The sequence below is a fragment of the Streptomyces sp. NPDC026673 genome (assembly GCF_040638135.1).
Classification (GTDB): Bacteria; Actinomycetota; Actinomycetes; order Streptomycetales; family Streptomycetaceae; genus Actinacidiphila.
This window is the reverse complement of the sequence record NZ_JBEZXR010000011.1, coordinates 124,637-149,918: the sequence shown is the minus strand read 5'-3', so window position 1 is coordinate 149,918 and position 25,282 is coordinate 124,637. Positions and strand designations below refer to the sequence as shown.

Genomic DNA, 25,282 nt, shown 5'->3' with positions numbered 1-25,282 from the left:
GCGCGCCCGAACTCGTCGAGTCCCGGCCGCGCCGCACCGGCCGCGGGGGGGGGGCCCCGTAGCCCGGGGCCCCGCCCCCGGGGGGGCCCCGGGGCCCGCGCCCTTCGGGGCGCGGCCCTTCTGTCACGCGGAGCCGGTCAGGCCCGCGGCGTCCAGGAGGTAGGCCGTCATCGGGTCGTAGAACCGCGGGTCGGCGACGTGGTCGTCGAGCGGGACGGTCACCGAGACCGTGCCCTCCGCCTCGGCGAGGAAGAGCGCCGGGTCGTTGCAGTCGGCGAAACCGATCGCGTCGATGCCGCGCTGACCGGCGCAGCCCGCCCAGCCGTGGTCGGCCACGACCAGGTCGGGCAGCGGACGGCCGTGCGCGGCCAGCCCGTCGAGGACCGCCGCCATGGGCGCGGGGGAGTGGGTGTGCCACAGCGTCGCGCCGCGCTCGAGCATCGTCACGTCGCAGAACTGGAAGACGCCGCCCTCCTCGGTGGCGAGTCCGCCGGGGACCGCGAGGACCTCGGCCCCGGCCGCCCGCACGGCCGCGGCCAGGGTGCGGTGGACGTCCAGCAGGCCGCCGGGGTGGCCGGTGGCGAAGAGCACCCGCTGCCCGCCCTCCACGGCCTTGCAGAGCATCCGGGCGGCCCGCTCCAGGGCGCTGATCGTCAGCTCGGGGTCGATGGTGTCCTGCCCGTAGAGGTACCCGGCGTCGGCCACGACGCCGCAGCGCTCGGCCATGACCGCCAGCACCGCCTCCTCGTCCGTCCAGCGGTCGCCGAACTCCAGGCCGAACCAGTAGTGACGGTCGCCCTCCGCGAGCCTGCGGTAGTGGGAGCGGTTGTTCTCGCGGGGAGTGGCGACGTCGCCCGCGATGCGCGTGCGTACGAGGTGGTCGGCGAGGGCTTTGCGGGACGGCGCGGTGACATGGGGCAGCATGCCCCCCATTGTCGCGTGCTGTCGGACGTGCGTGCGGGGGGCGGCCGATCGACGCCGGTCCGTTACCTCCTGCCGGGGCGTCAGGGAGCCTGCCCCCAGAGCTGCTCCAAGGGCGCGCGGGGTTCACAGCCAGCGCAGTGCGAACCACAGCTCCATGCGTACGTCCGGGTCGTCCAGGTCCGCCTCCAGCAGGGCGGCGGCCCGCGCGATGCGCTGGCGCACGGTGTTGCGGTGCACCTCGAGAGCGACGGCCGTACGGTCCCAGCTGCCGTGCAGGCCGATCCAGGTGCGCACCGTCTCCACCAGGGCGGGCGAGTCCGCCACCGGCGCGAGCAGTTCCGCCGCCCTGGCCCTGGCGTCGTCCGGGGCGACCAGCCCGGTCATGCCGGGTCCGGCCCCGCGCTGGGCGACCAGGGGCACACGGGTGGCGATCGCCCGGCGCAGCGCGCCCGCCGCCTGGCCGTCGCCGGTGGTCAGCGCGGAAACGGCCACCGGGGCGCTGACGCCGAGTGCCCACCCCGGCTGCGCCGTCACCTCGCGGCCGGCCGGCAGCAGCAGGCGTACGACGCCGTCCCCCGGCGCGAGCAGGGCGGTTCCCAGCGCCGCACCGAGGGCGGCCGCCGCCAGGGGGCCGGCCGGGCCGCCGCGCCTGCGGGCGTGTACGACGGTCCACTGCGACTCCGGCCCCAGCAAAGGCGCCACCTCCTCCGCGGCCGCGCCCAGGAGCAGCCGCACCAGCGCGGCCGACCGGCCCGCCTCCGCGCTGCCCAGGTGCGGGCCGGTGAGCAGGGAGAGCAGGACGGCGGCGACATTGGCGACGGCGTGGTCGCCGGGATCGGGACGGCCCGCGGCCAGCACGAGCGCCGGACGTTCGCTCGGGGCGCCGCCCGCGAGGGCGTACGCCGACAGGCGCGTCCCCGCGTGGGTGTCGGTCGCCGACGAGGGCGCGTGGGCGTCCGGTGCGGGGCGCACCACCCGCGCGAGGCGGGCCGCCGCGGCGCGCACCTCCGGGTCAGGGGCGGTGCCCGCCGCGTACAGCTCGGAGCCGTCCGGCGCCATCAGCGCGGCCCACGCGCCCAGCCGGCCGGCGAGCCTGCGCAGCACCGAGGGGACGGGATCGGGGCGCGCGGCGGCGGAGGCGAGGGCCTGCTGCGCCTCGGTGACGTGCCGCAGCTCCCGGATCCTGGCCTCGCCCATGGCCTGCCAGACCGCCCGCGCGACGGCGGTGAAGGGTGTCGGCGGCGGCACTTCCACCAGGGGCAGCCCATGGCGGTCGCACGCGGCGATGAGCGCGCGCGGTGTCTCGTCGTGCACCGGGGCGAGACCGAAACCGAGCGCCGCGGCCCCCGCCTCGACGGTGCGGGCCACGTACCGGTCCAGATAGGCACCGGCCCCCGCCGCCGACGCGAAGTGCACTCCGGCGGTCAGCAGCAGCTCCCCGCCGAGAAGGTAGGGGAAGGGGTCCTCCATCTCACTGGTGTGCACCCACTGGACGCGGATGTCCTCCTCGGCCGCCGACGGTCCGGCGACCTGGCGCAGCCCCAGGTCCGGCAGGGCGAGCAGGTCGGCCAGCGGGATCGGCGGCGTCGGTGGGACGACGTCCTGACGTGAGTGCGGCGGGGGAGGCATGTGCGTTTCCTCCATGCGGGCCGGTTTCGATGGATGAAACGTACACTTCAGCGCTTCTTCCCGGCCACCTATCGTCACCGCAAAGGAAAGCCCGCGGCTCCGCCCGCGCGACCGATGGAGGAGGGCTCATGGCCGTCGACTACGCCGTGATCACCGGCTATCTGGCCGGCATGCTCGCCGTGGGCTGGTGGGGCATGCGCCGCGCCAAGTCCAAGAGCGAGTTCCTGGTGGCCGGCCGCCGGCTGGGCCCGTCGATGTACTCCGGCACCATGGCCGCCATCGTCCTGGGTGGCGCGTCCACCATCGGCGGCGTCGGCCTCGGCTACCAGTACGGTCTCTCCGGCGCCTGGATGGTGTTCACCATCGGCCTCGGCCTGCTGGCGCTGAGCGTCTTCTTCTCGGCCCGCATCGCCCGCCTGAAGGTCTACACCGTCTCCGAGATGCTGGACCTGCGCTACGGCGGCTCGGCCGGCGTCATCTCCGGTGTCGTCATGTGGGCGTACACCCTGATGCTCGCGGTGACCTCGACCATCGCCTACGCGACGATCTTCGACGTCCTGTTCGGGATGGACCGCACCCTGGCGATCATCCTGGGCGGCGCGGTCGTGGTGGCGTACTCCACGCTGGGCGGCATGTGGTCGATCACGCTCACCGACATGGTGCAGTTCGTCGTGAAGACCCTCGGCGTGCTGGTCCTGCTGCTGCCGATCGCGGCGGTCAAGGCGGGCGGCTTCGCGGAGATGAAGGCGCAGCTGCCGACCGAGTACTTCGCGCCCCTGGGCATCGGCGGCCAGACGATCTTCACCTATGTGCTGATCTACACCTTCGGCATGCTGATCGGCCAGGACATCTGGCAGCGCGTGTTCACCGCCCGCAGCGACAGGATCGCCAAGCTCGGCGGAACCGTCGCCGGTGTCTACTGCCTCGTCTACGCGATCGCCGGCGCCGTCATCGGCACCGCCGCCAAGGTGCTCTACCCGAATCTCGCGGCGGCCGACGACGCCTTCGCCACGATCGTGAAGGACGCGCTGCCGGTGGGCGTGCGCGGCCTGGTGCTGGCGGCCGCCCTCTCCGCGGTGATGTCCACCTCCTCCGGCGCGCTGATCGCCTGCGCCACCGTCGCCAACAACGACATCTGGTCCCGGCTGCGCGGCGCGGTCACCCGCCGGGAGGACGACGGGGAAGCGCACGACGAGGTGTCGGGCAACCGGGTCTTCATCCTGATCATGGGCGTCGTCGTCATCGTCACCGCCATCGCGCTGAACAACGTCGTCGAGGCACTGACCGTGGCGTACAACCTGCTCGTCGGCGGTCTGCTCGTGCCGATCCTCGGGGGCCTGCTCTGGAAGCGCGGCACCGCGGCGGGCGCCCTCGCCGCGGTCGCCGTCGGCGGGGTGGCCGTCGTCGGCCTGATGGCCTGGAAGGGCATCCTGGCCAACGAGCCCGTCTACTACGGCCTGCTGGCCTCCCTGGTCGCCTATGTGGCGGTGAGCCTCGCCACCAGGCCGACGGACGCTGCCGTCCTGGCGGCCTGGCGGGAGCGGCTGGCCGGACGGACTCCCGTCCCGGCCGCCGAGGGAACCGTTCCGGTCGGATAAAGTCACAAAGCGAGTCAGACCGCAACGAAGCGTAGGAAAGAAGGCAGTTACCCATGAGCAGCACCGAGCCGCGCGGCCCCGTCGACTCCTCCCGCACCCCGCGCTACGCCGGTCCCGCCACGTTCGCGCGACTCCCGCGCCTCGACGAGGTGGGCAGCACCGACGTCGCCGTGGTCGGCGTGCCCTTCGACGCCGGTGTGTCCTACCGCCCCGGCGCCCGCTTCGGCGGCAACGCGATCCGCGAGGCCTCCCGCCTGCTGCGTCCGTACAACCCCGCGCAGGACGCCTCGCCCTTCGCGCTCGCCCAGGTGGCGGACGCCGGCGACATCGCGGCCAACCCGTTCAACATCAACGAGGCCGTCGAGACCATCCAGGCCGCCGCCGACGACCTGCTCGACACCGGTGCCCGTCTGATGACCCTCGGCGGCGACCACACCATCTCGCTGCCCCTGCTGCGCTCCATGGCCCGCAAGCACGGCCCGGTCGCGCTGCTCCACTTCGACGCCCACCTCGACACCTGGGACACCTACTTCGGCGCCGAGTACACCCACGGCACCCCGTTCCGCCGCGCCGTCGAGGAGGGCATCCTCGACACCTCCGCGCTCTCGCACGTCGGCACCCGCGGTCCGCTCTACGGCAAGCAGGACCTCACCGACGACGAGAAGATGGGCTTCGGCATCGTCACCTCCGCCGACGTCTACCGGCGCGGCGCCGACGAGGTCGCCCAGCAGCTGCGCGAGCGCATCGGCGACCGTCCGCTGTACATCTCCATCGACATCGACGTGCTCGACCCCGCCCACGCCCCCGGCACCGGCACCCCCGAGGCCGGCGGCATCACCTCCCGCGAGCTGCTGGAGATCCTGCGCGGCCTGGCCTCCTGCCACCTGATCTCCGCCGACGTCGTCGAGGTCGCCCCGGCCTACGACCACGCCGAGATCACCAGCGTCGCGGCCTCCCACACCGCGTACGAGCTCACCACGATCATGACCCGGCAGATCGCGGCGGGCCGCGCATGAGCGAGCGGAACGGCGGCGACCTGGTCGTCGAGTCCCTGGCGGCGCTCGGCGCCACGACCGTCTTCGGGCTGCCCGGGCAGCACGCCCTCGGCGCCTTCGACGCTCTCCGGCGCTCGAAGCTCGAGTACGTGGGCCTGCGGGTGGAGAACAACGCGGGCTTCGCCGCGGACGCGTACGCGCGCGTCACCGGCGGCGCCGCCCCGCTGCTGGTCTCCACCGGCCCCGGCGCCCTGATGACGCTCGCCGCGCTCCAGGAGTCGGCCGCCGCCTCGGCGCCGGTCGTCGCCATCGGCAGCCAGGTACCGGTCGCCGGCCTCGGCGGGGGCCGTCACGGCTACCTGCACGAACTCGCCGACCAGAAGGCGTCGTTCCGCGACATCGTCAAGTCGGTGCACACCGTCCGCACCGCCTCCCAGATCCCCTCGGCCCTCGCCGCCGCCTGGGAGTCGGCGCTGACCGCGCCGTACGGGCCGGTCTGGGTGGAGATCCCGCAGGACGTGCTGCTCGCCCCCGTCACCGTTCCGCCGGTCGGGGAGCTCGCGGCCGAACCCCGGCCGCCGCGGCCGCGCGCCGAACTGATCGCCGAGGCGGCGGCGCTGCTGTCCCGCGCCGAGCGGCCGGTGGTGCTCGCCGGCGGCGGGGTCGTGCGCTCGGGGGCGGAGGCCGAGCTGCGCGCCCTCGCCGAGCGGCTCGACGCCCCGGTCGCCTGCACCTTCGGCGGCAAGGGCGCCTTCCCCTGGGAGCACCCGCTGTCCCTGCGGAGCTGGCTGGAGGACCGGCACACCACCGACTTCCTGGAGGAGGCCGACGTCCTGCTGGTCGTCGGCTCGGGACTCGGCGAGCTCTCCTCGAACTACCACACGTTCCGCCCGCGCGGCCGGGTGATCCAGATCGAGGCCGACCTCGGCAAGCTGGAGTCCAACCACCCGGCGCTGGGCATCCACGCCGACGCCCGGCTCGCCCTCGGCGCGCTCGCCGCGGCCGTCGCCGAGCGCCGGGACGCGGGTGCGCCCGAGGCCGTCGCGGCGCTGCTGGAGCGGGTCCGGGAGCGCATCGGCGGCCAGGACCTCGACCTGGAGCAGCGTGTCCTCGCCGCGGTGCGGGACGCCCTGCCCGAGGACGCCCCCAGCTTCTGGGACATGACGATCCTCGCCTACTGGGCCTGGTCCGCCTGGCCCGGCCCGATGCACTCCGCCCAGGGCGCCGGCGGCCTCGGATACGGCTTCCCCGCCGCGCTGGGCGCGGCCGCCGCCGACCGTGCGCGGCCCGTGCTGGCCGTGTCGGGCGACGGCGGCGCGATGTACTCGATCGCGGAGCTCGCCACGGCCCGGCAGTACGGTCTGCCCGTCACCTGGCTGATCGTCGACGACGGCGGCTACGGCATCCTGCGCGAGTACATGACCGACGCCTTCGGCGAGGCCACCGCGACCGAGCTGTCCCGGCCGGATTTCGTCGCCCTCGCCGCGTCCTTCGGCGTCCCGGCGGTCCGTACGAGCCCCGAGCGGCTGCGGGACGACCTCGCGGCGGCCCTCGCGGAGCCCGGCCCCTCCGTGGTCGTGCTCCCCGCGCTGCTGCGGATGTTCGCCCCGACGCACGTGCGCTGACCCGGCTCCCGGCCCCGGCCGTTCCGCCCCGCGGCGGGCCGCCGCGGCCGGGTCCCGGGCATTCCGGGACCGATCGTTTCACGCCACAGCAGAAACCTTTCGGCATGCCTGGTCCCGGGTCTTCCGCCCGAGTGCTGTCGGACCCTCGCCGTAGTTTTGTTTCGGGAGGATGAAATCCGCACTCCGGGACGTTGTGATCCTCCGGCGCAGTGGACGGGACGGAAGGACAGCGGGTGGCGGCGAAGGGCGAGGAGAAGAAGGCCGCGGAGGCCGGAGCGGGCCAGGGCTGGCTACGGCGGCTGGGCGGCTACTGCTGGCGGTACCGGGGGAACGTGACGCTCGCGCTCGGCTCCTCGCTCGCCGGAATGGCCGTGCTGGCCCTCGTGCCGCTCGTCCCCAAGCTGATCATCGACGACGTGATCGTCAGCCACGACAGGCCGCTCGCCCCCTGGGCGGCCGTGCTGGTCGCGGCCGCCATCGCGGTCTACCTGCTGACCTACCTGCGGCGTTTCTACGGCGGCAGGCTCGCCCTCGACGTGCAGCACGACCTGCGCACGGACATGTTTCACTCGCTCACCCGGCTCGACGGCGCGCGCCAGGACGAGCTCAACACCGGCCAGGTCGTCGGCCGGGCCACCAGCGACCTCCAGCTCATCCAGGGCCTCCTCTTCATGGCGCCCATGATGATCGGCAACGTCCTGCTGTTCGTCCTGTCGCTCGTCGTGATGTTCGTGCTGTCGCCCCTGCTGACCGTGATCGCCCTCGCCGTCGCGCCGGCGCTGTGGTTCCTCGCCGACCGCAGCCGCAAGAAGCTCTTCCCCGCCACCTGGTACGCCCAGGGCCAGGCCGCCGCCGTCGCCGGGATCGTGGACGGCTCCGTGACGGGCGTCCGCGTGGTGAAGGGCTTCGGCCAGGAGCAGCAGGAGATGTCCAAGCTGCGCACGGTCAGCGAGCGGCTGTTCGCCGGGCGGCTGCGCACCATCCGGCTCAACGCGCGCTACAGCCCCGCCCTGCAGGCCGTGCCCTCGCTCGGGCAGGTCGGCATGCTGGCGCTCGGCGGCTGGATGGCGGTGCGCGGTCAGATCACCCTCGGCACCTTCGTGGCCTTCTCCACGTACCTGGCGCAGCTGACCGGGCCCGTCCGGATGCTCACGATGATGCTCACCGTCGGCCAGCAGGCCAGGGCCGGCGTCGAGCGCGTCACCGAGCTCATCGACACCCGGCCCAGCCTGGAGGAGGGCACCGGGCAGCTGCCGCGCGAGGCCGCGGCCACCGTCGAGTTCGACCACGTCGGCTTCGGCTACGACCGCACCCGCCCCGTCCTGGACGACTTCTCGCTCAGCGTCGAGCCCGGTGAGACGGTCGCCGTCGTCGGCGCGTCCGGCAGCGGCAAGTCGACCGTCTCCCTGCTGCTGCCGCGCTTCTACGACGTGACCGGCGGCGCCGTCCGGGTGGGCGGCCGCGACGTACGCGAGCTCACCTTCGACTCCCTGCGCGACGCCATAGGGCTCGTCCCCGAGGACAGCTTCCTGTTCTCCGACACGGTCCGGGCCAACATCGCCTACGGGCACCCCGACGCCACCGACGAGCAGATCCTCACCGCGACCCGGCACGCCCAGGCGCACGAGTTCATCAGCGCCCTTCCCGAGGGCTACGACACCGTCGTCGGCGAGCAGGGCCTGACCCTGTCCGGCGGGCAGCGCCAGCGCGTCGCCCTGGCCCGCGCCATCCTCACCGACCCCCGGTTGCTCGTCCTGGACGACGCCACCTCCGCCGTCGACGCCCGCGTCGAGGCGGAGATCCACGACGCGCTGCGCGAGGTGATGGCGGGCCGTACGACCCTGCTCATCGCCCACCGGCGCTCCACCCTCGCCCTCGCCGACCGGATCGCGGTGCTGGAGGCCGGCCGGCTGGTCGACGTGGGCACCCACGAGCAGCTGGAGGCCCGCTGCCCGCTGTACCGGCGGCTGCTCACCGACCCCGACGAGCTCGGCTCGGACGTCGTCGCACACGATCCCGCGGGGGAGGCCGTGCCCCTCGCCGAGTGGCCGGGGGAGGGCGCGATCGCCGGCGCGATCGAGCGCCCCGCCCCCGCGGCGCCCCCGGCGGGCGGCGTGACGGCGGCCCTGTGGCCCGAGGACCGCAGGCACCGCGACGAGACCACCGCGGGCCCCCGGTCGGCGCCCGCCTCCGCCGCCGCGCGCGGCGGCCCGGGCGGCATGGCCTCGGCCATGGCCGGGATGCCCGCCACTCCCGAACTGCTCGCCCAGGTCGCGGCGCTGCCCGCGGCCGTGGACACCCCGGATGTCGACGAGAGCGGGGCGGCTTCCGTCGACAAGGACTTCGGCCTGCGCAGTCTGCTGCGCGGCTTCCGTGGTCCGCTGCTGTTCAGCCTGCTGCTCGTCGCGGTGGACGCGCTCGCGGGGCTGCTGCTGCCGGTCCTGATCCGGCACGGCATCGACTCCGGTGTGCGGGAGGCCGCGCTCGGCGCCGTCTGGGTGGCCTCGCTGCTCGGTCTCGCCGTCGTCGCCGCGCAGTGGGCCGCGCAGTGGGGCTCCACCCGCCTCACCGGCCGTACCGGCGAGCGGGTGCTCTACACGCTCCGCGTGAAGATCTTCTCCCATCTGCACCGGCTCGGCCTCGACTACTACGAGCGCGAGCTCAGCGGCCGCATCATGACCCGGATGACCACCGACGTCGACGCGCTGTCGACGTTCCTGCAGACCGGCCTGGTCACCGCGCTGGTCAGCGTGCTCACCTTCCTCGGCATCCTGGTCGCGCTGCTCGCGATCGACGTCCAGCTGGCCCTGATCGTCTTCGCCACCCTGCCGGTGCTCGCCGTCGCCACCTGGGTCTTCCGGCGCAAGTCCGTGAAGGCGTACGAACTGGCCCGCGAGCGGGTCAGCGTGGTCAACGCCGACCTTCAGGAGCACGTCGCCGGGCTCCGTGTGGTGCAGGCCTTCCGGGGCGAGCGCGGCGGCGCCGAGCGCTTCGCCGACCGCAGCGACGCCTACCGGCAGGCGCGGGTGCGCGGCCAGTGGCTGATCTCGGTCTACTTCCCCTTCGTGCAACTGCTGTCCAGCGTCGCCGCCGCCCTGGTGCTGATCGTGGGCGCGCACCGGGTCGGTGCGGGCACGCTCACCGCCGGTGCCCTGGTGGCGTATCTGCTCTACATCGACCTGTTCTTCTCGCCCGTGCAGCAGCTCTCCCAGGTCTTCGACGGCTACCAGCAGGCGTCGGTCTCCCTGGGCCGGATCCGCGAACTGCTGCGGACGCCGACCGCGACCCCGCCCGCCGACTCCCCGCGCGGGGTGGGCCGGCTGCGCGGCGAGATCGCCTTCCGCGACGTGCACTTCAGCTACACCGCGGACGGCGCCGAGGCGCTCTCCGGCATCGACCTGCGGATACCCGCCGGCCAGACGGTGGCCTTCGTCGGCGAGACGGGCGCGGGCAAGTCGACCCTGGTCAAGATGGTCGCCCGGTTCTACGACCCGACGTCGGGCGCCGTCCTCGTCGACGGCCGGGACATCCGCGAGCTCGATCTGACCGGCTACCGGCAGCGGCTCGGCGTCGTCCCGCAGGAGGCCTACCTCTTCGAGGGGACGGTCCGCGACGCCATCGCCTACGGGCGGATGGACGCGACCGACGCCGAGGTGGAGGCCGCCGCCCGCGCGGTCGGCGCCCACGAGATGATCGCCACGTTGGACGGCGGCTATCTGCACGCCGTCTCCGAGCGCGGCCGCAACCTCTCCGCGGGGCAGCGGCAGTTGATCGCCCTGGCCCGTGCCGAGCTGGTCGACCCGGACGTCCTCCTGCTCGACGAGGCGACGGCCGCCCTGGACCTGGCCACCGAGGCGCTGGTCAACCAGGCCGCCGACCGGCTCGCCGTGCGCCGCACCACCCTGGTCGTCGCCCACCGGCTGACCACCGCCGCGCGTGCCGACCGGGTCGTCCTCCTCGACCACGGCAGGGTCGTGGAGGACGGCACGCACGAGCGACTCCTCGCCGCCGACGGCCGGTACGCGGCACTGTGGCGGACCTTCGTCGGCGAGGGCGAGAGCAGCGAGGCCGTGGCCTGAGCCCTGTCGTCACCATGGCGCCGGCCGTCTCCCGCGTCCGCTCGCCTCGCGCGCCCGCTTCCGCGGCCCGGACCTCATCGGTCCGGGCCGCCGCTCTTTGCCCAATGCCCCCTGGCGGCACATGACTTCCTCCTCATAGGTTCACGGGCGACGCCCGACGAACCCAAGGAGGGGGCATGCGCAACGCGCTCAGATGGCTGCTGGCGCTCGTGCTGCTCATAGGCACCGCCGGCGGTGGAGTCGCCACCGCGACCGCTGATGAGCCGGACATCAAGGACCGCATCCTGGCGATACCCGGGATGAGCCTGATCGAGGAGAAGCCGGTCACCGGATACCGGTACTTCGTCCTCAACTACACACAACCGGTGGACCACCGGCATCCGTCCAAGGGAACGTTCCAGCAGCGGATCACCGTGCTGCACAAGGGAACGGACCGGCCGACCGTCTTCTACACCTCCGGATACGGCCTCTCCACGACCCCCTCGCGCCGTGAGCCGACACAGATCGTCGACGGCAACCAGGTCTCCATGGAGTATCGCTTCTTCACCCCGTCCCGCCCCGACCCCGCCGACTGGTCCAAGCTCGACATCTGGCAGGCCGCCAGCGACCAGCACCGCATCTACCGGGCCCTGAGCCGGATCTACGCCGAGAACTGGCTCGCCACCGGCGCCAGCAAGGGCGGCATGACGGCCACGTACTACCGTCGCTTCTACCCGCACGACATGGCCGGCACGGTCGCCTACGTCGCCCCCAACGACGTGGTGAACGACGAGGACTCGGCCTACACCCGCTTCTTCCGCACCGTCGGCACCGCGGACTGCCGGGCGCGGCTCGACGCCGTGCAGCGCGAGGCACTCGTCCGCCGTGGCGAGATCGTCGCCCGCTACCAGAAGTACGCCGCCGACAACGGGCTGACCTTCACCACCGTCGGCAGCGCGGACAAGGCGTACGAGAACGTGGTGCTGGACCTGGTGTGGGCCTTCTGGCAGTACCACCAGCAGTCGGAGTGCGCGGACGTGCCCGCGGCGACCGCCACGACGGACGCCATCTACTCCTTCGTCGACTCCGTCTCCGGTTTCGACTTCTACACCGACCAGGGCCTGGAGTACTACACGCCGTACTACTACCAGGCGGGCACCCAGCTCGGCGCTCCGACCTTCTCGACCCCGCACCTGAAGGGCCTGCTGCGCTACCCCGGGATCTACCAGCCGCGCTCCTACGTGCCGCGCTCCATCCCGATGCGCTTCCAGCCCCGCGCGATGCACGACGTCGACACCTGGGTGCGGCACCACGCCGAGCGCATGCTCTTCGTCTACGGCCAGAACGACCCGTGGGGAGCCGAGCCGTTCCGTCTCTCGCGGGGGGCGCACGACTCGTACGTGATGTGGGCGCCCGGCGCCAACCACGGCGCGGTCATCGGCGCGCTGGGCGCCGCCGACAAGGCGAAGGCCACCGCCGAGGTGCTGGAGTGGGCCGGGGTCGCCCCTGCCGCCGTACGCGCCGACCCCGAGGCGGCCAGGCCGCTGGCGGCGTACGACGCGAAGCTCGACCGCGGCACCGAAGCCGAGGGCCGGCTGCCCTTCTGAGTGCGTGTCAGAGCCGGCGGGCGCATCCCACGCCCGCCGGCCCGGCGCCCACGACGACGTACAGAGCCGTCCCCTTGGGGCACGACCGGCGGCTGCGGGCCAGCTCCACGACCCGGAACTGCGGGGCGTGCGGCCCCGAGCCGTCGCAGCGCGCCTCCTTCACCTGCCCCTTCCGGGACGTGTAGACGCAGTCGCCCGCGATGGTCCGGGGCCCGCCGCCCCCGCCCGGGTCCCCGGGATGCGGGGCTTGCAGATTGCGCATGCAGGCGTAGCCCTGGGGGCGTGCGGCGGTGACGGTGAGCAGGAAGTCCGCGGTCGGCGAGCAGCGGTCGCCGACCCGCGTGGCGGCCGGGGGAGCGGGCGACGGCGAGGCCGGCAGCAGCCCGTACAGCCGGGTGACGACGCGGGCGCGGGCGCTCGGGTCCGAGCACGCCACCTCCCGGTAGGAGCCCGCGAGGTCGCCGGCCGCGCACTCCTCCCGGTCCAGGAAGACCGCGTCGTGCGTGGCCGGCGGAACAGCGGGACCGGCGGCCCTGCTGCCGGTCCCGCCCGCGTCCGGTGCGCATGCCGCGAGCAGCACGGCAATCAGCCATGCCGGCCCGGGGAATCGTCCCGGCCCCGTGTGAACGCGCATGGCGGCCCCCCACCCCGTCGCCCGGGCGAGTTGCCCGTTTTCGGCAGGATAGGCGGTGTGACCTGCTCAGGGGAGGGGCCGCCTCGCGCGCCGCGTGCTCAGTACCGCAGGCCCCAGCCGACCGGGTAGAGCGTCCGCGCCGGATCGTCCGCCGCCGGAACGGCCACCGGCAGCTTCCCGGTCGGCCGCACCCGGCCCGCGAGGACCCGCGCCGCCGCCCGCATCGACACGTCCGTCCAGCCGAAGGTGGCCAGCGAGGCGGCGACACCGTCCAGCCGGGCGATGTCGTACGGGTTGCGGATCGCGATCTGCACGACGGGCACGCCGGTCGCGACGAGCGCCGCCACCAGCGCGATCTGGCCCGCCGACGCCCCGGTGACGTTGTACGTGGCCACCACCACGGCGTCCTTGCCCCGTGCCGCGGCGACCGCCTGGTCGATCGTCGCCTGGCCGGGCGCGGTCCCGGTCGGCAGGACCTGCGCGGTGTGCCCGAGGGCGGTCAGGGCCGCGCCGAGTACCGCGGTGGGCGGGCCGCCGGTGCCCGAGGGGGCGGCGGGGTCGGCGCCGACGACCAGCAGCCCGCGGTGGGCGGGCAGCGGCAGCGCGCCCTGGTTCGCCAGCAGGGTGACGGTGCGTTCGGTGATCCGGTCGGCCTCCGCCAGGTGGCCGCGGGTGCCGACCGTCCGGTCCACGCCGCGGTGGGTGACATACGGGTCGTCGAGCAGCCCGCGGCGCGCCTTGAGCATGAGGATCCGGGTGAGGGACTCGTCGAGCCGCTCCTCGGTGAGCTCCCCGGACCGCACGGCGGCGAGGACGCCCTGCCAGGCGGTCTCCATGACCGGCGGGTTGAGCAGCTGGTCGGCGCCCGCCTTGAGGGCGAGCACCGGGACCCGGTCGTCACCGTACTTCTGCCGCACGCCCTCCATGCCGAGCGAGTCGGTGACGACCACGCCGTCGTAGCCGAGTTCCTCGCGCAGGATGCCGGTGAGGATGGGGTGGGAGAGCGTCGCGGGGTCGCCCGAGTCGTCGAGGGCGGGCACCAGGATGTGCGCGGTCATGATCGAGTCGATGCCGGCGGCGATCGCCGCCCGGAACGGCGGCGCGTCCAGGCGCCGCCATTCCTCCAGGGAGTGCGTGATGATCGGCAGGGCGTAGTGGCTGTCGGTGCCGGTGTCGCCGTGACCGGGGAAGTGCTTGGCTGTGGCGGCGACCCCGGCCCGCTGGTAGCCCTCCACCTGGGCGGCGACGAGCGCGGCGACGGCCTTCGGGTCGGCGCCGAAGGAGCGCACGCCGATGACCGGGTTGGCGGGGTTGACGTTGACGTCCGCGACCGGCGCGTAGTCCTGGGTGATGCCCATCGCGGCCAGTTCGGCCCCGGCGACGGCGGCGGCCCGCCGGGCGTCCTTCGTGCTGCCGCCCGCGCCGAGCGCCATCCCGCCGGGGAAGAGCGTGGCGGGGGAGCCGACGCGGGCGACGGCGCCGTGTTCCTGGTCGGTGGAGATCAGCAGCGGGATCCGGGAGGCCCGCTGGATGCCGTTGGACAGATCGGCGATCTGGTGCGGGTCGCGGGTGTTGTGGGCCCAGGCGAAGTAGATGATGCCGCCGACGTGGTACTTGGCTATCAGCTCGGCCGCGTTGGCGACCCCGATCTCGGCCTGGTTCGCGGCGACGTCGGCCGGATCGGGGGCGGTGGCCGAATGGCCGTACACGCGCATCACGAAGAGCTGGCCGATCTTCTCCTCGATGCTCATGCGGCCGATCAGCGCGCGGACACGTCTGCGGTCCGCCGCGGCCGTGTCGGCGGCGTTCGCGGTGCCCGGGACGCCGAGGGCCAGGGCCGTGGAGGCGGCCGCGGCGGCACCGAGCACCGTACGACGGGAGGGACGGGGACTGCTGTGCATGACGGACTCCTTCCGGAAGGAGGAGAGGACGCATCTGAAAGAAACCTTCAAGCAGACACGCTTATCCGGAAAGTTATTGTCAGTCAATGAGTTGGGCATGCGCGGGCACGAGTTGCGAGGGCACCGCGAGCACCGCCGCGTAGGACTGGGTCTGGATGCAGCGGATGGCCTCGTCCCCGGTGGGCGACGCCGAAAGCTCCCGCCGGCCGATGGTCAGGACGGCCCCGGTGGGCCCGCAGCCCGTCAGCACGAAGGCGAAACGCCGCTCGTCACCGCGCCGCGGATGCCGTGTCAGTTGCTCGCGCAGCGCGGCGGCCCCCTTGCGGGGCAGACCGGCGAGGAAGGCCTCGAGCTGGCGGGCCGAGGTGACCTCGGCGCTGCGGCGGCCGTTGTACTCCCGGATGTCCTCGAGACCGCCGAACGCCACCGTGCGCCCCGGGGCCGGCGGATCGGCCCGCGGGTTCCGCTCCTGGGCGAAGCGCGGCTCCTTCGGCATCCGGTCGCGCGGCACCTCGAAGACGACGACCACGTGGTTGGCGACCAGGCACTGGCCCATCGGGGACTGGGCGAGGCCGAGCACCAGTCGGCTGCCGCTGCGGAAGAGGAGGGCGTCCTTCGTGCTGTTGCAGCCGGTCGTGCGGCTCCAGGCGACCAGGACCGAGCGGGAGAAGTCGGTCCGCGCGGCGCGGGAGGCGATCGCGTCGGCGATCTTCGGGTCCGACTTCATGAAGTAGCCGGGGAAACGGGACAGGTCGCGCTCGTTGTCGAGGACGGTGTGCACCTCGGGCACCCCGCGCGTGGTCTCCCTGACGTACACGCGGCGGGTCGAGATCGCGCCGTTGCCCGACAGGGGCGCCGAGGCCGAGACCGCCGGTCCGCCCGGTGCGGAGGTCGACGGCGTCGGCGTGACGATGGCGGAGGGGGCGGGGCCGCCACCGGCGTTGTCGGAGGGGGGTACGCCGGTGGCGGGCTGCTGCCGGCCGCAGGCGGCGGAGAGGGTTGTCAGCGACGCAGCCAGCAGCGCGACCGACACCGCTTTGCGGAGACTCCCCAGCAGCACGCCGGTTGGACGGGATCGGGGCGGAAACGGTTCCCTGTGGATGAGTGACATCCGCTCATCGTCAGGCAACGACCCGCGGGTAGTGCGCGCGCAACGCCCGGACCGTCTCCGTGATGGCCGGACGTCGCGACGCCCCTGTCCGCCACAAGGCGTAAAGCCGCCGCACCGGCGCGGGCTCCAGCGGCACCACGACCACGCCCTCCGGTACCGGCCCGCGCCCCAGCCGCGGCACCAGCGCGATCCCGAGTCCGGCCGCCACCAGCGCCAACTGCGTCTGGTACTCCGCGACCTGGAACGCCAGGTCCGGCTCGGTGCCGGCCTCCCGCAGGGTCCGCACCAGCCAGTCGTGGCACACGTGTCCCGGCGGCTGGCAGATCCACCGCTGGTCGACGATGTCCTCGCGGACGAGCGCCGCGCGCGCCGCCAGCGGGTGCCCGGCGGGGACCAGCACGTCGCAGCGGTCCTCGCCGATCACCACCCGCTCCAGGCCCTCGGGCGCGGGCAGCGGGGCGATGTCCCAGTCGTGCACGACCGCCAGGTCGACGACGCCGCGGGACACCAGATCGACGGAGAGATGCGCGCCCTCCTCCACCAGCCGCAGCTCCAGCGAGGGGTGGGCGGCGGCCAGTCCGGCCAGCACCTCCGGGAGCAGGCCGCGCGCCGCCGTCGGGAACGCGGCCGTCGTCAGCCGCCCGGTGGGCCTGCCGCGCCGCTCCTCCAGCGCCACCTCGGCCCGCTCCACGATCGCCATCAGCTCCTGCGCGGTCTCGGCCAGCAACTGGGCCGCCTCGGTCAGCGCCACACCGCGGCCCTGGCGCTCCAGGAGCGTCGTACGGGTCTCCCGTTCCAGCTTCGCGATCTGCTGGGAGACGGCGGAGGCGGTGTATCCGAGGGCCGTGGCCGCGGCCCCCACCGAACCGTGCACATGCACGGCGTGCAGCGCCCGCAGGCGGGCCAGGTCCAGCATCCGTTCACCTCGTCATCCCGTGCGCCGGAGACGCATTGTTCAGCAACACTGAATCCGACAGTGCAGCAAGTCTCGATAGTGCTTAAGAGTACGGTGCCCGATGCTGGAGCGATGCGACCGGTACACCTCGCCCTCGCGGTCCTCGTCGCCGCGGTCTGGGGCGTGAACTTCGTGGTCATCGAGGTCGGGCTCGGACACTTCCCGCCGCTGCTCTTCTGCGCCCTGCGCTTCCTGGTCGCGGCGGTGCCCGCGGTCTTCTTCGTCCGTCGGCCGGGGGTCGCGCTGCGGCGGATCGTCGCCGTCGGACTCGTCCTCGGAGTCGCCAAGTTCGGCCTGCTCTTCATCGGCATGAACCAGGGCATGCCGGCCGGCCTGTCCTCGCTGGTGCTCCAGGTCCAGGCGGTCTTCACCGCCCTCCTCGCGGTCGCCCTGCTGGGTGAACGCCCCGGCCGGCTGCGGATCGCGGGCATGGGCGTCGCCTTCGCCGGCATCGGCGTCGCCGCCTACGACGAGGGCGCATCGGGGCCGCTCGGCGCGTTCGCCCTGGTCGTCGCGGCCGCCGCCTTCTGGGGGCTGTCCAACGTACTCACCCGCAGGGCCGCGCCGCCGGACGCGCTGAGCTGGATGGTGTGGGTCAGCCTCGTCCCGCCGCTGCCGCTGTTCGCCCTCTCCCTGGTCTTCGAGGGGCCGGCCGCGGACGCCGCCGCGCTGCGCGCCCTGGACTGGAGCGGCGCCGGCGCGATCGTCTACGTCGCCTGGATCACCACCGTCTTCGGCTTCGGCGCCTGGGGCTTCCTGCTGCGGACCTACGACGCCTCCGCGGTCGCCCCGTTCTCGCTGCTCGTCCCGGTGTTCGGCATGTCGTCCGCCGCTCTGCTGCTGGACGAGGGCGTCGGCCCGCTGCGCTGGATCGCCGCCGTCCTGCTGGTCGGGGGCGTCGCCGTGACGTCGCTGGGTTCGCTTTGGCCGGGCGCCGGACTCAGGCCGACTCGCCGAGCAGCCGCAGCAGGTGCGAACGCCCCCGCGACAACAGCTCCGGCAGCGCCCGCACCTGCGGATACCAGCGCTTCTCGTACTCCCAGCACAGCCAGCCGTCCCAGCCCGCGCGACTGAGCACCTCCACCGTGCCTGCCAGCGGCAGCGCCCCGTGCCCGAGGGGCAGCGGGGTGGTGTCCTCCGCCGAGGAGACGTCCTTGACCTGGACATAGCCCAGGTAGGGGGCGAGTACGGGGTAGGTGTGCTCGGGCTGTTCCCCGCCCAGCCAGGGATGCAGCACATCCCACAGCGCGCCCGTGCTGTGATGCCCCACCAGCCCCAGGATCCGCGCCACGTCCGCACCGGTCCGGTGCGAGTCGTGGGTCTCCACCAGTACCCGCACGCCCGCGTCGGCCGCCTCCGGGGCCACCGCGGCCAGCCGGCGGGCCGCCCGGGTGTCCGCGGCGTCCGGATCGTCGTCGCCCGCCCCGGGGAACACCCGTACGTACGGGGCGCCGAGATCGGCGGCGAGGCGTACGTGGTCGCGCAGACCCCGCAGCGCGGGGGCGTCCTCACCCGGCGCGGCCACCTGTACGTAGGAGGCGACCGCCAGGATCGCGACACCGCCCCGGCGGAACTCGTCCGCCACCTCCCCGCGCTGGCGCTCCGTCAGACCGCTGTGCACCGGCTCCTCGTGACCGGCCCGCAGCTCCACGCCGTGGTATCCGTGCTCCGCGGCGAGCCGGACCACGTCCGGCACGGGGAGCCCCGGCACGCCGAGGGTCGAGAACGCGAGCTTCACTTTTCGGACGTTACAGCACCAGCCGCCAGTCCTGCCCGACGAGATCGCGGCCGAAACTGCGGTGCGGCTTCTCTCCGACGAGCTCGAAGCCGGCCGCCTGGTAGATCCGGCGGGCGGAGGCCAGAACGTCGTTCGTCCACAGCACGAGCTCGTGGTAACCGGCCGCGCGGGCGTGCTCGACGCAGGCGTCGACCAGCCTGCGGCCGATTCCGTGGCCCCGGGCCGCCGGATCCACCAGCAGCAGGCGCAACCGTGCCGTGCCGGGCGCGTCGTCCCGCACGCAGAAGACGCAGCCCGCGCGCTCGCCGTCCAGTTCGGCGATCCAGGCGCGCTCGTGGCCGTCCGCGACGATCCGGGCGACGAGGGTCTCGTACTCGGCGTTCCAGCCGTGCTCCTCGGCGTAGACCTCGGCGTTGCGCTGGACCACCCAGCCCAGGTCGCCCGGGCGCGGCTCACGCAGCCGGACCCGCGGCGCGGGGGCGCCCGCGTGGGAGGCACCCGTGTCGGGGGCGCCTGTGTCGGGAGCGCCTGTGTCGGGAGCGCCGCCGAGGACGTCGCGGACGGTGCGCATCGCCCCCGTCAGGCGCTCGCGGTCGCCCGGGGCCAGCCCGCCGACCAGGGAGGCGACCGCCTCCCGGGACCGGTCCTCGAGGAGCCCGGCCGCCTCGCGGCCGCCGGGCGTCAGCTCCACGCGCTGCCGCCGGGCGTCCCGCGCCGACGGCGCGCGCGTCACCAGGCCCCGTTCCTCGAAGGCCGCGAGCATCCGGCTGAGCTGCCCGGCGTCCACGGAGAGCGCGGTACGCAGGTCGGCGGCGTCCAGGCCGTCGTCGGCGGCGTGGGCGAGCTCGTACAGGACCCGGGCCTCGGTGAGCGTGTACGGGGTGTGCAGATGGCGGCTGTAGTCCAGCGCGCCGATCAGGTTCGTGTAGAAGCGGTTGAACGCCCGGATCTCCTGGACGGTCACGGCTGGTCGCCTCCCCGGGAAAATTCTTTGACTGGGTCAAAGGTATCCGGGTCCGGCGAAGGTGGCCAGGCCCCATGTCCGGCGGTGGCGGCGAGGCCGCGGGATCCGCTGCTCTACGCCCCGTGGCGCGGCGCCGCCGTCGACGCCCGGACCATCAGCTCCGTCCGCACGGTCGCCAGGCCGCCCGGGGGTGGTGCCTGCCGCCCCATGACCAGCCGTCCGGCGCGGGCGCCCGCCTCCTGCAGCGGTATGCGCACGGTGGTGAGCGCCGGCACGGCGTCCACACTGAAGGGGAGGTCGTCGAAGCCGGCGACCGAGACGTCCTCGGGTATGCGCAGCCCGCGCTCACGCAGCGCGGCGCAGACCCCGAGCGCCACCGTGTCGTTGGCGGCGACGACCGCGGTCAGCCCCGGCTCGCGGCGCAGCAGCTCCAGCGCGGCGTCGTATCCGGAGGAGCGGTCGTAGTAGCCGTGCACGGTGAGACGTTCGAGCCGGGCGGGGGACCCGGTGAGCCCGGCCTCGGCCAGGGCGGCGCGATGGCCCTCCAGGCGGTGGCGGGTGGTGCTGCGGTCCGCCGGGCCCGCGACGTAGCCGATGGTGCGGTGGCCGAGGGCCAGCAGATGCTCGGTCAGGCGCTGTGCTCCGCCGCGGTTGTCGAAGGCGACGGTCATCACGGCGTCCGCGGCGGGGCCGGAGAGCCCGGAGAGTTCCGGGACGGGCGGGCGGCCGCACAGCACGATCCGGGTGCCGGAGGCGGCGAGCCGGGCGAGGCGGCCGGCGACGGCGGCGGAGTGCCCGGTGCCCTCGACGGCACCCCCGGTGAGCACCACGCCCGCGGCCCGCTGCCGCTCCAGCAGGGTGAGGTAGTTGAGCTCCGCCTCGGGGGAGCCCCCGGTGTTGCAGACCACGGCGAGCTTCCCGGCGCCGGCGGGCGCCCCGGACGGCTGCTCGGCGCCGCCGCTGATCTCGCTCTGCACAGCGCTGGCGATGAGCCCGAAGAAGGGGTCGGCGACGTCGTTGACCAGGACCCCGACCAGGTCCGAGGTGGCGGCGGCCAGCGCGCGGGCATGCCCGTTCACGACGTAGTCGAGGTCGTCGACGGCCCTCAGGACGCGCTCGCGGGTGCTCCCGGCGACCGGGTAGTTGCCGTTCAGGACACGGGACACGGTCGCGGCCGAAACTCCGGCGCGCGCCGCGACGTCGGCGAGGGTCACTGCCATCTTGTCTGATTCCTCCGGGTCGGTCGTCCCCGGGCCCTCCGCCCGTAGCGGCACATGCTCTCACCTCGGGGGCCGGTGGGGGAGCGGCGTTGCGTACCCCCTTGTCCGCGGTTTTCCGCCGTCCTGGGGACACTCTATGAGAAAGCGCTTTCTGTCCTTATTCGGAACCCCGGCTTGGGTGCCGGCCGGGTGCCGGCCGGGCGGCGGGCCTTGCGTGGCGCAGGTGGGCTCGCGTGGTGACTGCCCGGGCGTGGTGCGGCGTGTGGTGGTCGAGGCCGAGGTCGCGGTCGCGGTCGGGTCCGAGAGGCCGCCGTGCCGGGGAGGGCGCCGGGACGCCGGAAGTGGGGAGTCCGTTTCGCCTTGTTCTCAGGTCTTCCGTCGACGCGGAGGTGCGCATGGCGGGGCCCGTGCCGGGGTCCGAGGGGCCCAGCGCGGCGGGCGGCCCGTCGGAGGTGTCCGCCCTGCCGCGGCAGGCCCGCCGCGCGGCCTCCCGCCCCGGCCGCGCCAAGGGCCCCATCTGCCAGGCGTGTTGACGTGCCGTCGCCGCCGTTCACGCCGGGCTGCCGCCGAAGGGTGCCCGCCGATGTCGATCGCGATGGCGATGGCGGGCATGCGACGAGGGCGTGCAGGGCGGCGTCGGGGCGGCCGTCGCGGTGACCAGTTGGTGAGCGGCCGCCCGTGCGGCCACGCGCCGGGCGGCGCGGCGTCTTCGCGTGCGGGGTGGTGATCGCGTGCCGCGACAGCAGGCAAGCGCTTACTCCCGGTTGCACGCCCTCTTGTCTCAAGAGTTCGCCAGCCTTTAGCGTGAGGCGACGGAAAGCGCTTGCTGTCGCTCGGCGGCGATCCGTCGAAGAGAGGAACCCCACGTGACAGTCAGGACCGTGCGGATCGCCATGAACGGCGTCACCGGCCGAATGGGTTATCGCCAGCACCTCGTCCGCTCGATCCTCGCCCTGCGCGAGCAGGGAGGCCTCGACCTCGGCGACGGCACCGTGCTGCGGCCGGAGCCTGTCCTCGTTGGCCGCCGCGAGCACACCCTGCGCGCCCTCGCCGACCGCCACGGCCTGGACCCCGCCCTGGTCTCCACCGACCTCGACGCGGTGCTCGCCGACCCCGCCACAGAGATCTACTTCGACGCCCAGATCACCGGCGCCCGCGAGGAGGCGATCACCAAGGCGATCGCCGCGGGCAAGCACATCTACACGGAGAAGCCCACCGCCACCGACCTGGACGGCGCCTTGCGGCTGGCCCGTCTGGCCACCGCCGCGGGCGTCCGGCACGGCGTCGTCCAGGACAAGCTCTTCCTCCCCGGTCTGCTCAAGCTCCGGCGGCTGATCGACGGGGGCTTCTTCGGGCGGATCCTCTCCGTCCGTGGCGAGTTCGGCTACTGGGTCTTCGAGGGCGACTGGCAGTCGGCGCAGCGGCCGTCCTGGAACTACCGAGCCGAGGACGGCGGCGGCATCGTCGTCGACATGTTCCCGCACTGGGAGTACGTCCTCCACGAGCTGTTCGGCCGCGTCGTGTCCGTGCAGGCGCTCACCGCCACCCATCTCCCGCAGCGCTGGGACGAGCGGGGCAAGCCCTATGACGCCACGGCCGACGACGCGGCCTACGGCATCTTCGAGCTCGAGGGCGGCGTGGTCGCCCAGATCAACTCCTCCTGGACCGTGCGCGTCAACCGCGACGAACTGGTGGAGTTCCAGGTCGACGGCACCGAGGGTTCGGCCGTCGCCGGACTGCGCAACTGCCGCGCACAGCACCGTTCCGCCACCCCCAGGCCGGTCTGGAACCCCGACCTGCCCGCAACCGAGGTCTTCCGCGACCAGTGGCAGCAAGTCCCGGACAACGGCGCGTTCGACAACGGCTTCAAGGCCCAGTGGGAGCTCTTCCTGCGCCACGTCTTCCTGGACGAGCCCTACACCTGGGACCTTCTGGCCGGCGCCCGCGGTGTCCAGCTCGCCGAGCTGGGGCTGCGGTCCTCGGCCGAGGGCCGCCGCCTCGACGTACCGGAGCTGTCCCTGTGACGATCCTTCACCTCCCCACCGAGTCGGGCCGGCTGTCCGCCTACGAACCGCGCACCGAGCCCGCCGCCCATGCGACGGCCCCTGCGGCCGCCGGTGAACCACGCAGTCGCGTCTTCTATTCGGCCGCCCATGTCGTCGCCGATCCCTTTCGCACCGCGGCGGGCCGGACCGCCGCGCTGGACTGGGACGCCACGCTCGCCTTCCGCCGTCACCTGTGGTCGCACGGCGTCGGCGTCGCGGAGGCCATGGACACCGCCCAGCGCGGCATGGGACTGGACTGGGCCGGCGCCGCCGAACTGATCCGCCGCTCCTCGGCCGAGGCCCGTGCGACAGGCGGCCGCCTCGTATGCGGCGCGGGGACCGACCAGTTGGCGGACGACCCGGTCGGCCGTCCCCACGGCCTCGGCGAGATCCGGACCGCCTACGAGGAGCAGCTCGCCGTCGTCGAGGACGCGGGCTCGCGGGCCGTGCTCATGGCCTCGCGCGCGCTGGCCGCCGCCGCCAAGGGCCCCGACGACTACCTGGAGCTCTACGGCCACCTCCTGCGCCAGGCCGCCCAGCCCGTCGTACTCCACTGGCTCGGCCCGATGTTCGACCCCGCGCTGGAGGGCTACTGGGGCAGCACGGACCTGGACGCGGCCACGAACACCCTCCTCGAGGTGATCGCGGCCCAACCCGGCAAGGTCGACGGAGTCAAGATCTCCCTGCTCGACGCCGGACGCGAGGTCGCGCTTCGCCGCCGCCTCCCCGACGGCGTCCGCTGTTACACCGGCGACGACTTCCACTATCCCGAGCTGATCGCGGGTGACGACCGGGGCTTCAGCCACGCCCTGCTCGGCGTCTTCGATCCGCTCGCGCCGCTCGCCGCCCGGGCCGTACGCCTTCTGGACACCGGTGACACCGCGGGTTTCCGGGCGCTGCTCGACCCCACCGTCGAGCTGTCCCGGCACCTCTTCGGCGCCCCCACCCGCCACTACAAGACGGGCGTCGTCCTCCTCGCCTGGCTGGCCGGCCACCAGTCGCACTTCACGATGGTCGGTGGTCTCCACTCGGCACGCTCCCTCCCCCATCTGGCCCGCGCGTACGAACTGGCCGACCGGATCGGACTGTTCCCCGATCCGGCGCTCGCCGCGTCCCGCATGACCCAACTGCTCTCCGTGTACGGAGTGTGACATTGAGTACTGACAATCGGCCCTCAGGCGGTCTCGGCCGGCTGAGCGTCAACCAGGAGACCGTGCGGCAACTGTCCCTCCCCGAACTGGTCGAGGGGCTGGTCAGGCTCGGTGTACCCGGCGTCGGGCTGTGGCGCGCGCCGGTCCGGGAGTACGGCGTCGAGGCCGCGGCGAAGCTGGTCCGCGACGCCGGGCTGACGGTCACCTCGCTCTGCCGCGGAGGCTTCTTCACCGCCTCCGAACCACGGGAGCGCGCCGCCGCGCTCGCCGACAACCGGGCGGCCGTCGACGAGGCCGCGGCCCTCGGGACCGCCACCCTCGTCCTGGTCTCCGGGGGCCTCCCGGCCGGGGACCGCGACATGGCGGGCGCCCGCGAGCGCGTCGCCGACGCGGTCGCCGTCCTCGCCCCGTACGCCGCGGAGCGCGGAGTGCGGCTGGCGATCGAGCCGCTGCACCCGATGTACGCCTCCGACCGCTGCGTCGTGTCGACCCTCGGCCAGGCCCTCGGCATCGCCGAGCGCTTCCCGGCGGAGCAGGTCGGCGTCGTCGTGGACACCTACCACCTGTGGTGGGACGACCGGGCGGCCGAGGACATCGCCCGGGCCGGGGCCGGCGGCCGGATCGCCTCGTTCCAGGTCGCCGACTGGGTCACCCCGCTCCCCGAGGGCGTGCTCCTGGGGCGGGGCCAGCTCGGCGACGGCTGCGTCGACCTGCGCGGTTTCCGTGAGCGGGTGGACGCGGCCGGCTTCTCGGGGGCCGTCGAGGTGGAGATCTTCAACCCCGCGCTGTGGGCCCGGGACGGGGCCGAGGTGCTGGCCGAGACGGCCGCCCGGTACCGGCTGCACGTGCTCTGAGAAATCTCTGAAAATTTCTTCGGCAAGTCGTGCAACCATCCCCCGGGCCGGTGGGTCTATCTAGCGTCAAGACCCCGGAGGGGGGCCTCGTATGGGTCTTGAGTGGGGGAGAGCGCGGCGTCCGGAGGGGGCTCGGGGCATCGCGCAGAGGGAGGGGAACGCCAAAGGGGTCCGGCTCAGCCGGACCCCTTTCGCCTGCTCGGGACGGTCCGGGCGGGCGGCCCGCTTGGGTCACCCGGTCCCGTCCGCCCGGTCCGTCCGCTCCGTCCGTCC

General features: G+C 73.8%; 17 protein-coding genes and 1 pseudogene. 9 read left to right on the top strand and 9 right to left on the bottom strand.

All coding sequences use genetic code 11. From position 1 onward, the window contains the following. Positions 1-123: 123 nt before the first annotated feature. Positions 124-933 carry a phosphatase gene (locus AB0F62_RS11780; protein ID WP_361795725.1) on the bottom strand — a complete coding sequence of 270 codons (810 nt, stop codon included), beginning with the start codon at positions 931-933 and terminating at the stop codon, positions 124-126. Between the two features lie 114 nt (positions 934-1,047). Beyond that, complete coding sequence (locus AB0F62_RS11775; protein ID WP_361795722.1) at positions 1,048-2,553, bottom strand: PucR family transcriptional regulator; 1,506 nt, start codon at positions 2,551-2,553, stop codon at positions 1,048-1,050. Positions 2,554-2,681: 128 nt separating this feature from the next. Here AB0F62_RS11775 and AB0F62_RS11770 point away from each other — a divergent pair, with 128 nt between their 5' ends. The 5 genes from AB0F62_RS11770 to AB0F62_RS11750 all read left to right on the top strand — a co-directional run bounded on the left by AB0F62_RS11770 (position 2,682) and on the right by AB0F62_RS11750 (position 12,436). Next, positions 2,682-4,151, top strand: a complete 1,470-nt coding sequence (locus AB0F62_RS11770; protein WP_361795719.1) for a sodium:solute symporter — start codon at positions 2,682-2,684, stop codon at positions 4,149-4,151. A gap of 53 nt (positions 4,152-4,204) precedes the next feature. Further along, positions 4,205-5,167: an agmatinase gene (gene speB / locus AB0F62_RS11765; protein WP_361795717.1), complete on the top strand. Its 963-nt coding sequence runs from the start codon at positions 4,205-4,207 to the stop codon at positions 5,165-5,167. Continuing rightward, positions 5,164-6,771 (top strand): thiamine pyrophosphate-binding protein, encoded by a 1,608-nt coding sequence (locus tag AB0F62_RS11760; protein ID WP_361795714.1) that lies wholly within the window; start codon positions 5,164-5,166, stop codon positions 6,769-6,771. Before speB ends, AB0F62_RS11760 begins: the two co-directional genes overlap by 4 nt. Positions 6,772-7,004: 233 nt before the next feature. Continuing rightward, positions 7,005-10,850: an ABC transporter ATP-binding protein gene (locus AB0F62_RS11755; RefSeq protein WP_361795737.1), complete on the top strand. Its 3,846-nt coding sequence runs from the start codon at positions 7,005-7,007 to the stop codon at positions 10,848-10,850. Between the two features lie 176 nt (positions 10,851-11,026). Further along, positions 11,027-12,436: a S28 family serine protease gene (locus AB0F62_RS11750; protein WP_361795711.1), complete on the top strand. Its 1,410-nt coding sequence runs from the start codon at positions 11,027-11,029 to the stop codon at positions 12,434-12,436. Between the two features lie 7 nt (positions 12,437-12,443). Here AB0F62_RS11750 and AB0F62_RS11745 read toward each other — a convergent pair whose 3' ends face one another. The 4 genes from AB0F62_RS11745 to AB0F62_RS11730 form a co-directional block, all read right to left on the bottom strand. Continuing rightward, positions 12,444-13,016 carry a hypothetical protein gene (locus tag AB0F62_RS11745; RefSeq protein WP_361795708.1) on the bottom strand — a complete coding sequence of 191 codons (573 nt, stop codon included), beginning with the start codon at positions 13,014-13,016 and terminating at the stop codon, positions 12,444-12,446. A gap of 152 nt (positions 13,017-13,168) precedes the next feature. Then, positions 13,169-14,971 (bottom strand): glycoside hydrolase family 3 protein, encoded by a 1,803-nt coding sequence (locus AB0F62_RS11740; RefSeq protein WP_361795705.1) that lies wholly within the window; start codon positions 14,969-14,971, stop codon positions 13,169-13,171. A gap of 79 nt (positions 14,972-15,050) precedes the next feature. Continuing rightward, positions 15,051-16,031 (bottom strand): hypothetical protein, encoded by a 981-nt coding sequence (locus tag AB0F62_RS11735; protein ID WP_361795702.1) that lies wholly within the window; start codon positions 16,029-16,031, stop codon positions 15,051-15,053. Between the two features lie 61 nt (positions 16,032-16,092). Further along, the gene (locus AB0F62_RS11730) at positions 16,093-16,998 is read right to left on the bottom strand and encodes a LysR family transcriptional regulator (protein ID WP_361795699.1); all 906 of its coding nucleotides are present in this window, start codon (positions 16,996-16,998) and stop codon (positions 16,093-16,095) included. On the opposite strand from AB0F62_RS11730, the pseudogene AB0F62_RS11725 reads away from it, so the two are divergent. Continuing rightward, positions 16,957-17,937, top strand: a pseudogene (locus AB0F62_RS11725) (EamA family transporter); the annotation flags it as partial. The gene AB0F62_RS11730 and the pseudogene AB0F62_RS11725 sit on opposite strands and share 42 nt — an antisense overlap. Before the next feature lie 40 nt (positions 17,938-17,977). Here AB0F62_RS11725 and AB0F62_RS11720 read toward each other — a convergent pair. From AB0F62_RS11720 to AB0F62_RS11710, 3 genes are all read right to left on the bottom strand, one after another. Further along, entirely contained in the window at positions 17,978-18,775 is a 798-nt protein-coding gene (locus AB0F62_RS11720; RefSeq protein ID WP_361795696.1) for a sugar phosphate isomerase/epimerase, read from the bottom strand. A gap of 10 nt (positions 18,776-18,785) precedes the next feature. Next, positions 18,786-19,739, bottom strand: coding sequence for a helix-turn-helix domain-containing GNAT family N-acetyltransferase (locus tag AB0F62_RS11715; protein ID WP_361795693.1), 954 nt, complete (start codon positions 19,737-19,739; stop codon positions 18,786-18,788). A gap of 113 nt (positions 19,740-19,852) precedes the next feature. Then, positions 19,853-20,959, bottom strand: a complete 1,107-nt coding sequence (locus tag AB0F62_RS11710; protein WP_361795690.1) for a LacI family DNA-binding transcriptional regulator — start codon at positions 20,957-20,959, stop codon at positions 19,853-19,855. Positions 20,960-21,825: 866 nt separating this feature from the next. On the opposite strand from AB0F62_RS11710, the gene AB0F62_RS11705 reads away from it, so the two are divergent. The 3 genes from AB0F62_RS11705 to AB0F62_RS11695 are packed head-to-tail and all read left to right on the top strand — an operon-like array spanning position 21,826 to position 25,009. After that, positions 21,826-22,983: a Gfo/Idh/MocA family oxidoreductase gene (locus tag AB0F62_RS11705; RefSeq protein ID WP_361795687.1), complete on the top strand. Its 1,158-nt coding sequence runs from the start codon at positions 21,826-21,828 to the stop codon at positions 22,981-22,983. Next, positions 22,980-24,155 carry a dihydrodipicolinate synthase family protein gene (locus AB0F62_RS11700; protein ID WP_361795684.1) on the top strand — a complete coding sequence of 392 codons (1,176 nt, stop codon included), beginning with the start codon at positions 22,980-22,982 and terminating at the stop codon, positions 24,153-24,155. Before AB0F62_RS11705 ends, AB0F62_RS11700 begins: the two co-directional genes overlap by 4 nt. A gap of 2 nt (positions 24,156-24,157) precedes the next feature. Beyond that, the gene (locus AB0F62_RS11695) at positions 24,158-25,009 is read left to right on the top strand and encodes a sugar phosphate isomerase/epimerase family protein (protein WP_361795681.1); all 852 of its coding nucleotides are present in this window, start codon (positions 24,158-24,160) and stop codon (positions 25,007-25,009) included. Positions 25,010-25,282: the final 273 nt, after the last annotated feature.

What these genes read in the sequence shown, in the direction of transcription:
- AB0F62_RS11780 (WP_361795725.1), bottom strand. Translation starts at nt 933, where the DNA reads ATGGGGGGCATGCTGCCCCATGTCACCGCGCCGTCCCGCAAAGCCCTC.
- AB0F62_RS11775 (WP_361795722.1), bottom strand. Translation starts at nt 2,553, where the DNA reads ATGCCTCCCCCGCCGCACTCACGTCAGGACGTCGTCCCACCGACGCCG.
- AB0F62_RS11770 (WP_361795719.1), top strand. Translation starts at nt 2,682, where the DNA reads ATGGCCGTCGACTACGCCGTGATCACCGGCTATCTGGCCGGCATGCTC.
- speB (WP_361795717.1), top strand. Translation starts at nt 4,205, where the DNA reads ATGAGCAGCACCGAGCCGCGCGGCCCCGTCGACTCCTCCCGCACCCCG.
- AB0F62_RS11760 (WP_361795714.1), top strand. Translation starts at nt 5,164, where the DNA reads ATGAGCGAGCGGAACGGCGGCGACCTGGTCGTCGAGTCCCTGGCGGCG.
- AB0F62_RS11750 (WP_361795711.1), top strand. Translation starts at nt 11,027, where the DNA reads ATGCGCAACGCGCTCAGATGGCTGCTGGCGCTCGTGCTGCTCATAGGC.
- AB0F62_RS11740 (WP_361795705.1), bottom strand. Translation starts at nt 14,971, where the DNA reads ATGCACAGCAGTCCCCGTCCCTCCCGTCGTACGGTGCTCGGTGCCGCC.
- AB0F62_RS11730 (WP_361795699.1), bottom strand. Translation starts at nt 16,998, where the DNA reads ATGCTGGACCTGGCCCGCCTGCGGGCGCTGCACGCCGTGCATGTGCAC.
- AB0F62_RS11710 (WP_361795690.1), bottom strand. Translation starts at nt 20,959, where the DNA reads ATGGCAGTGACCCTCGCCGACGTCGCGGCGCGCGCCGGAGTTTCGGCC.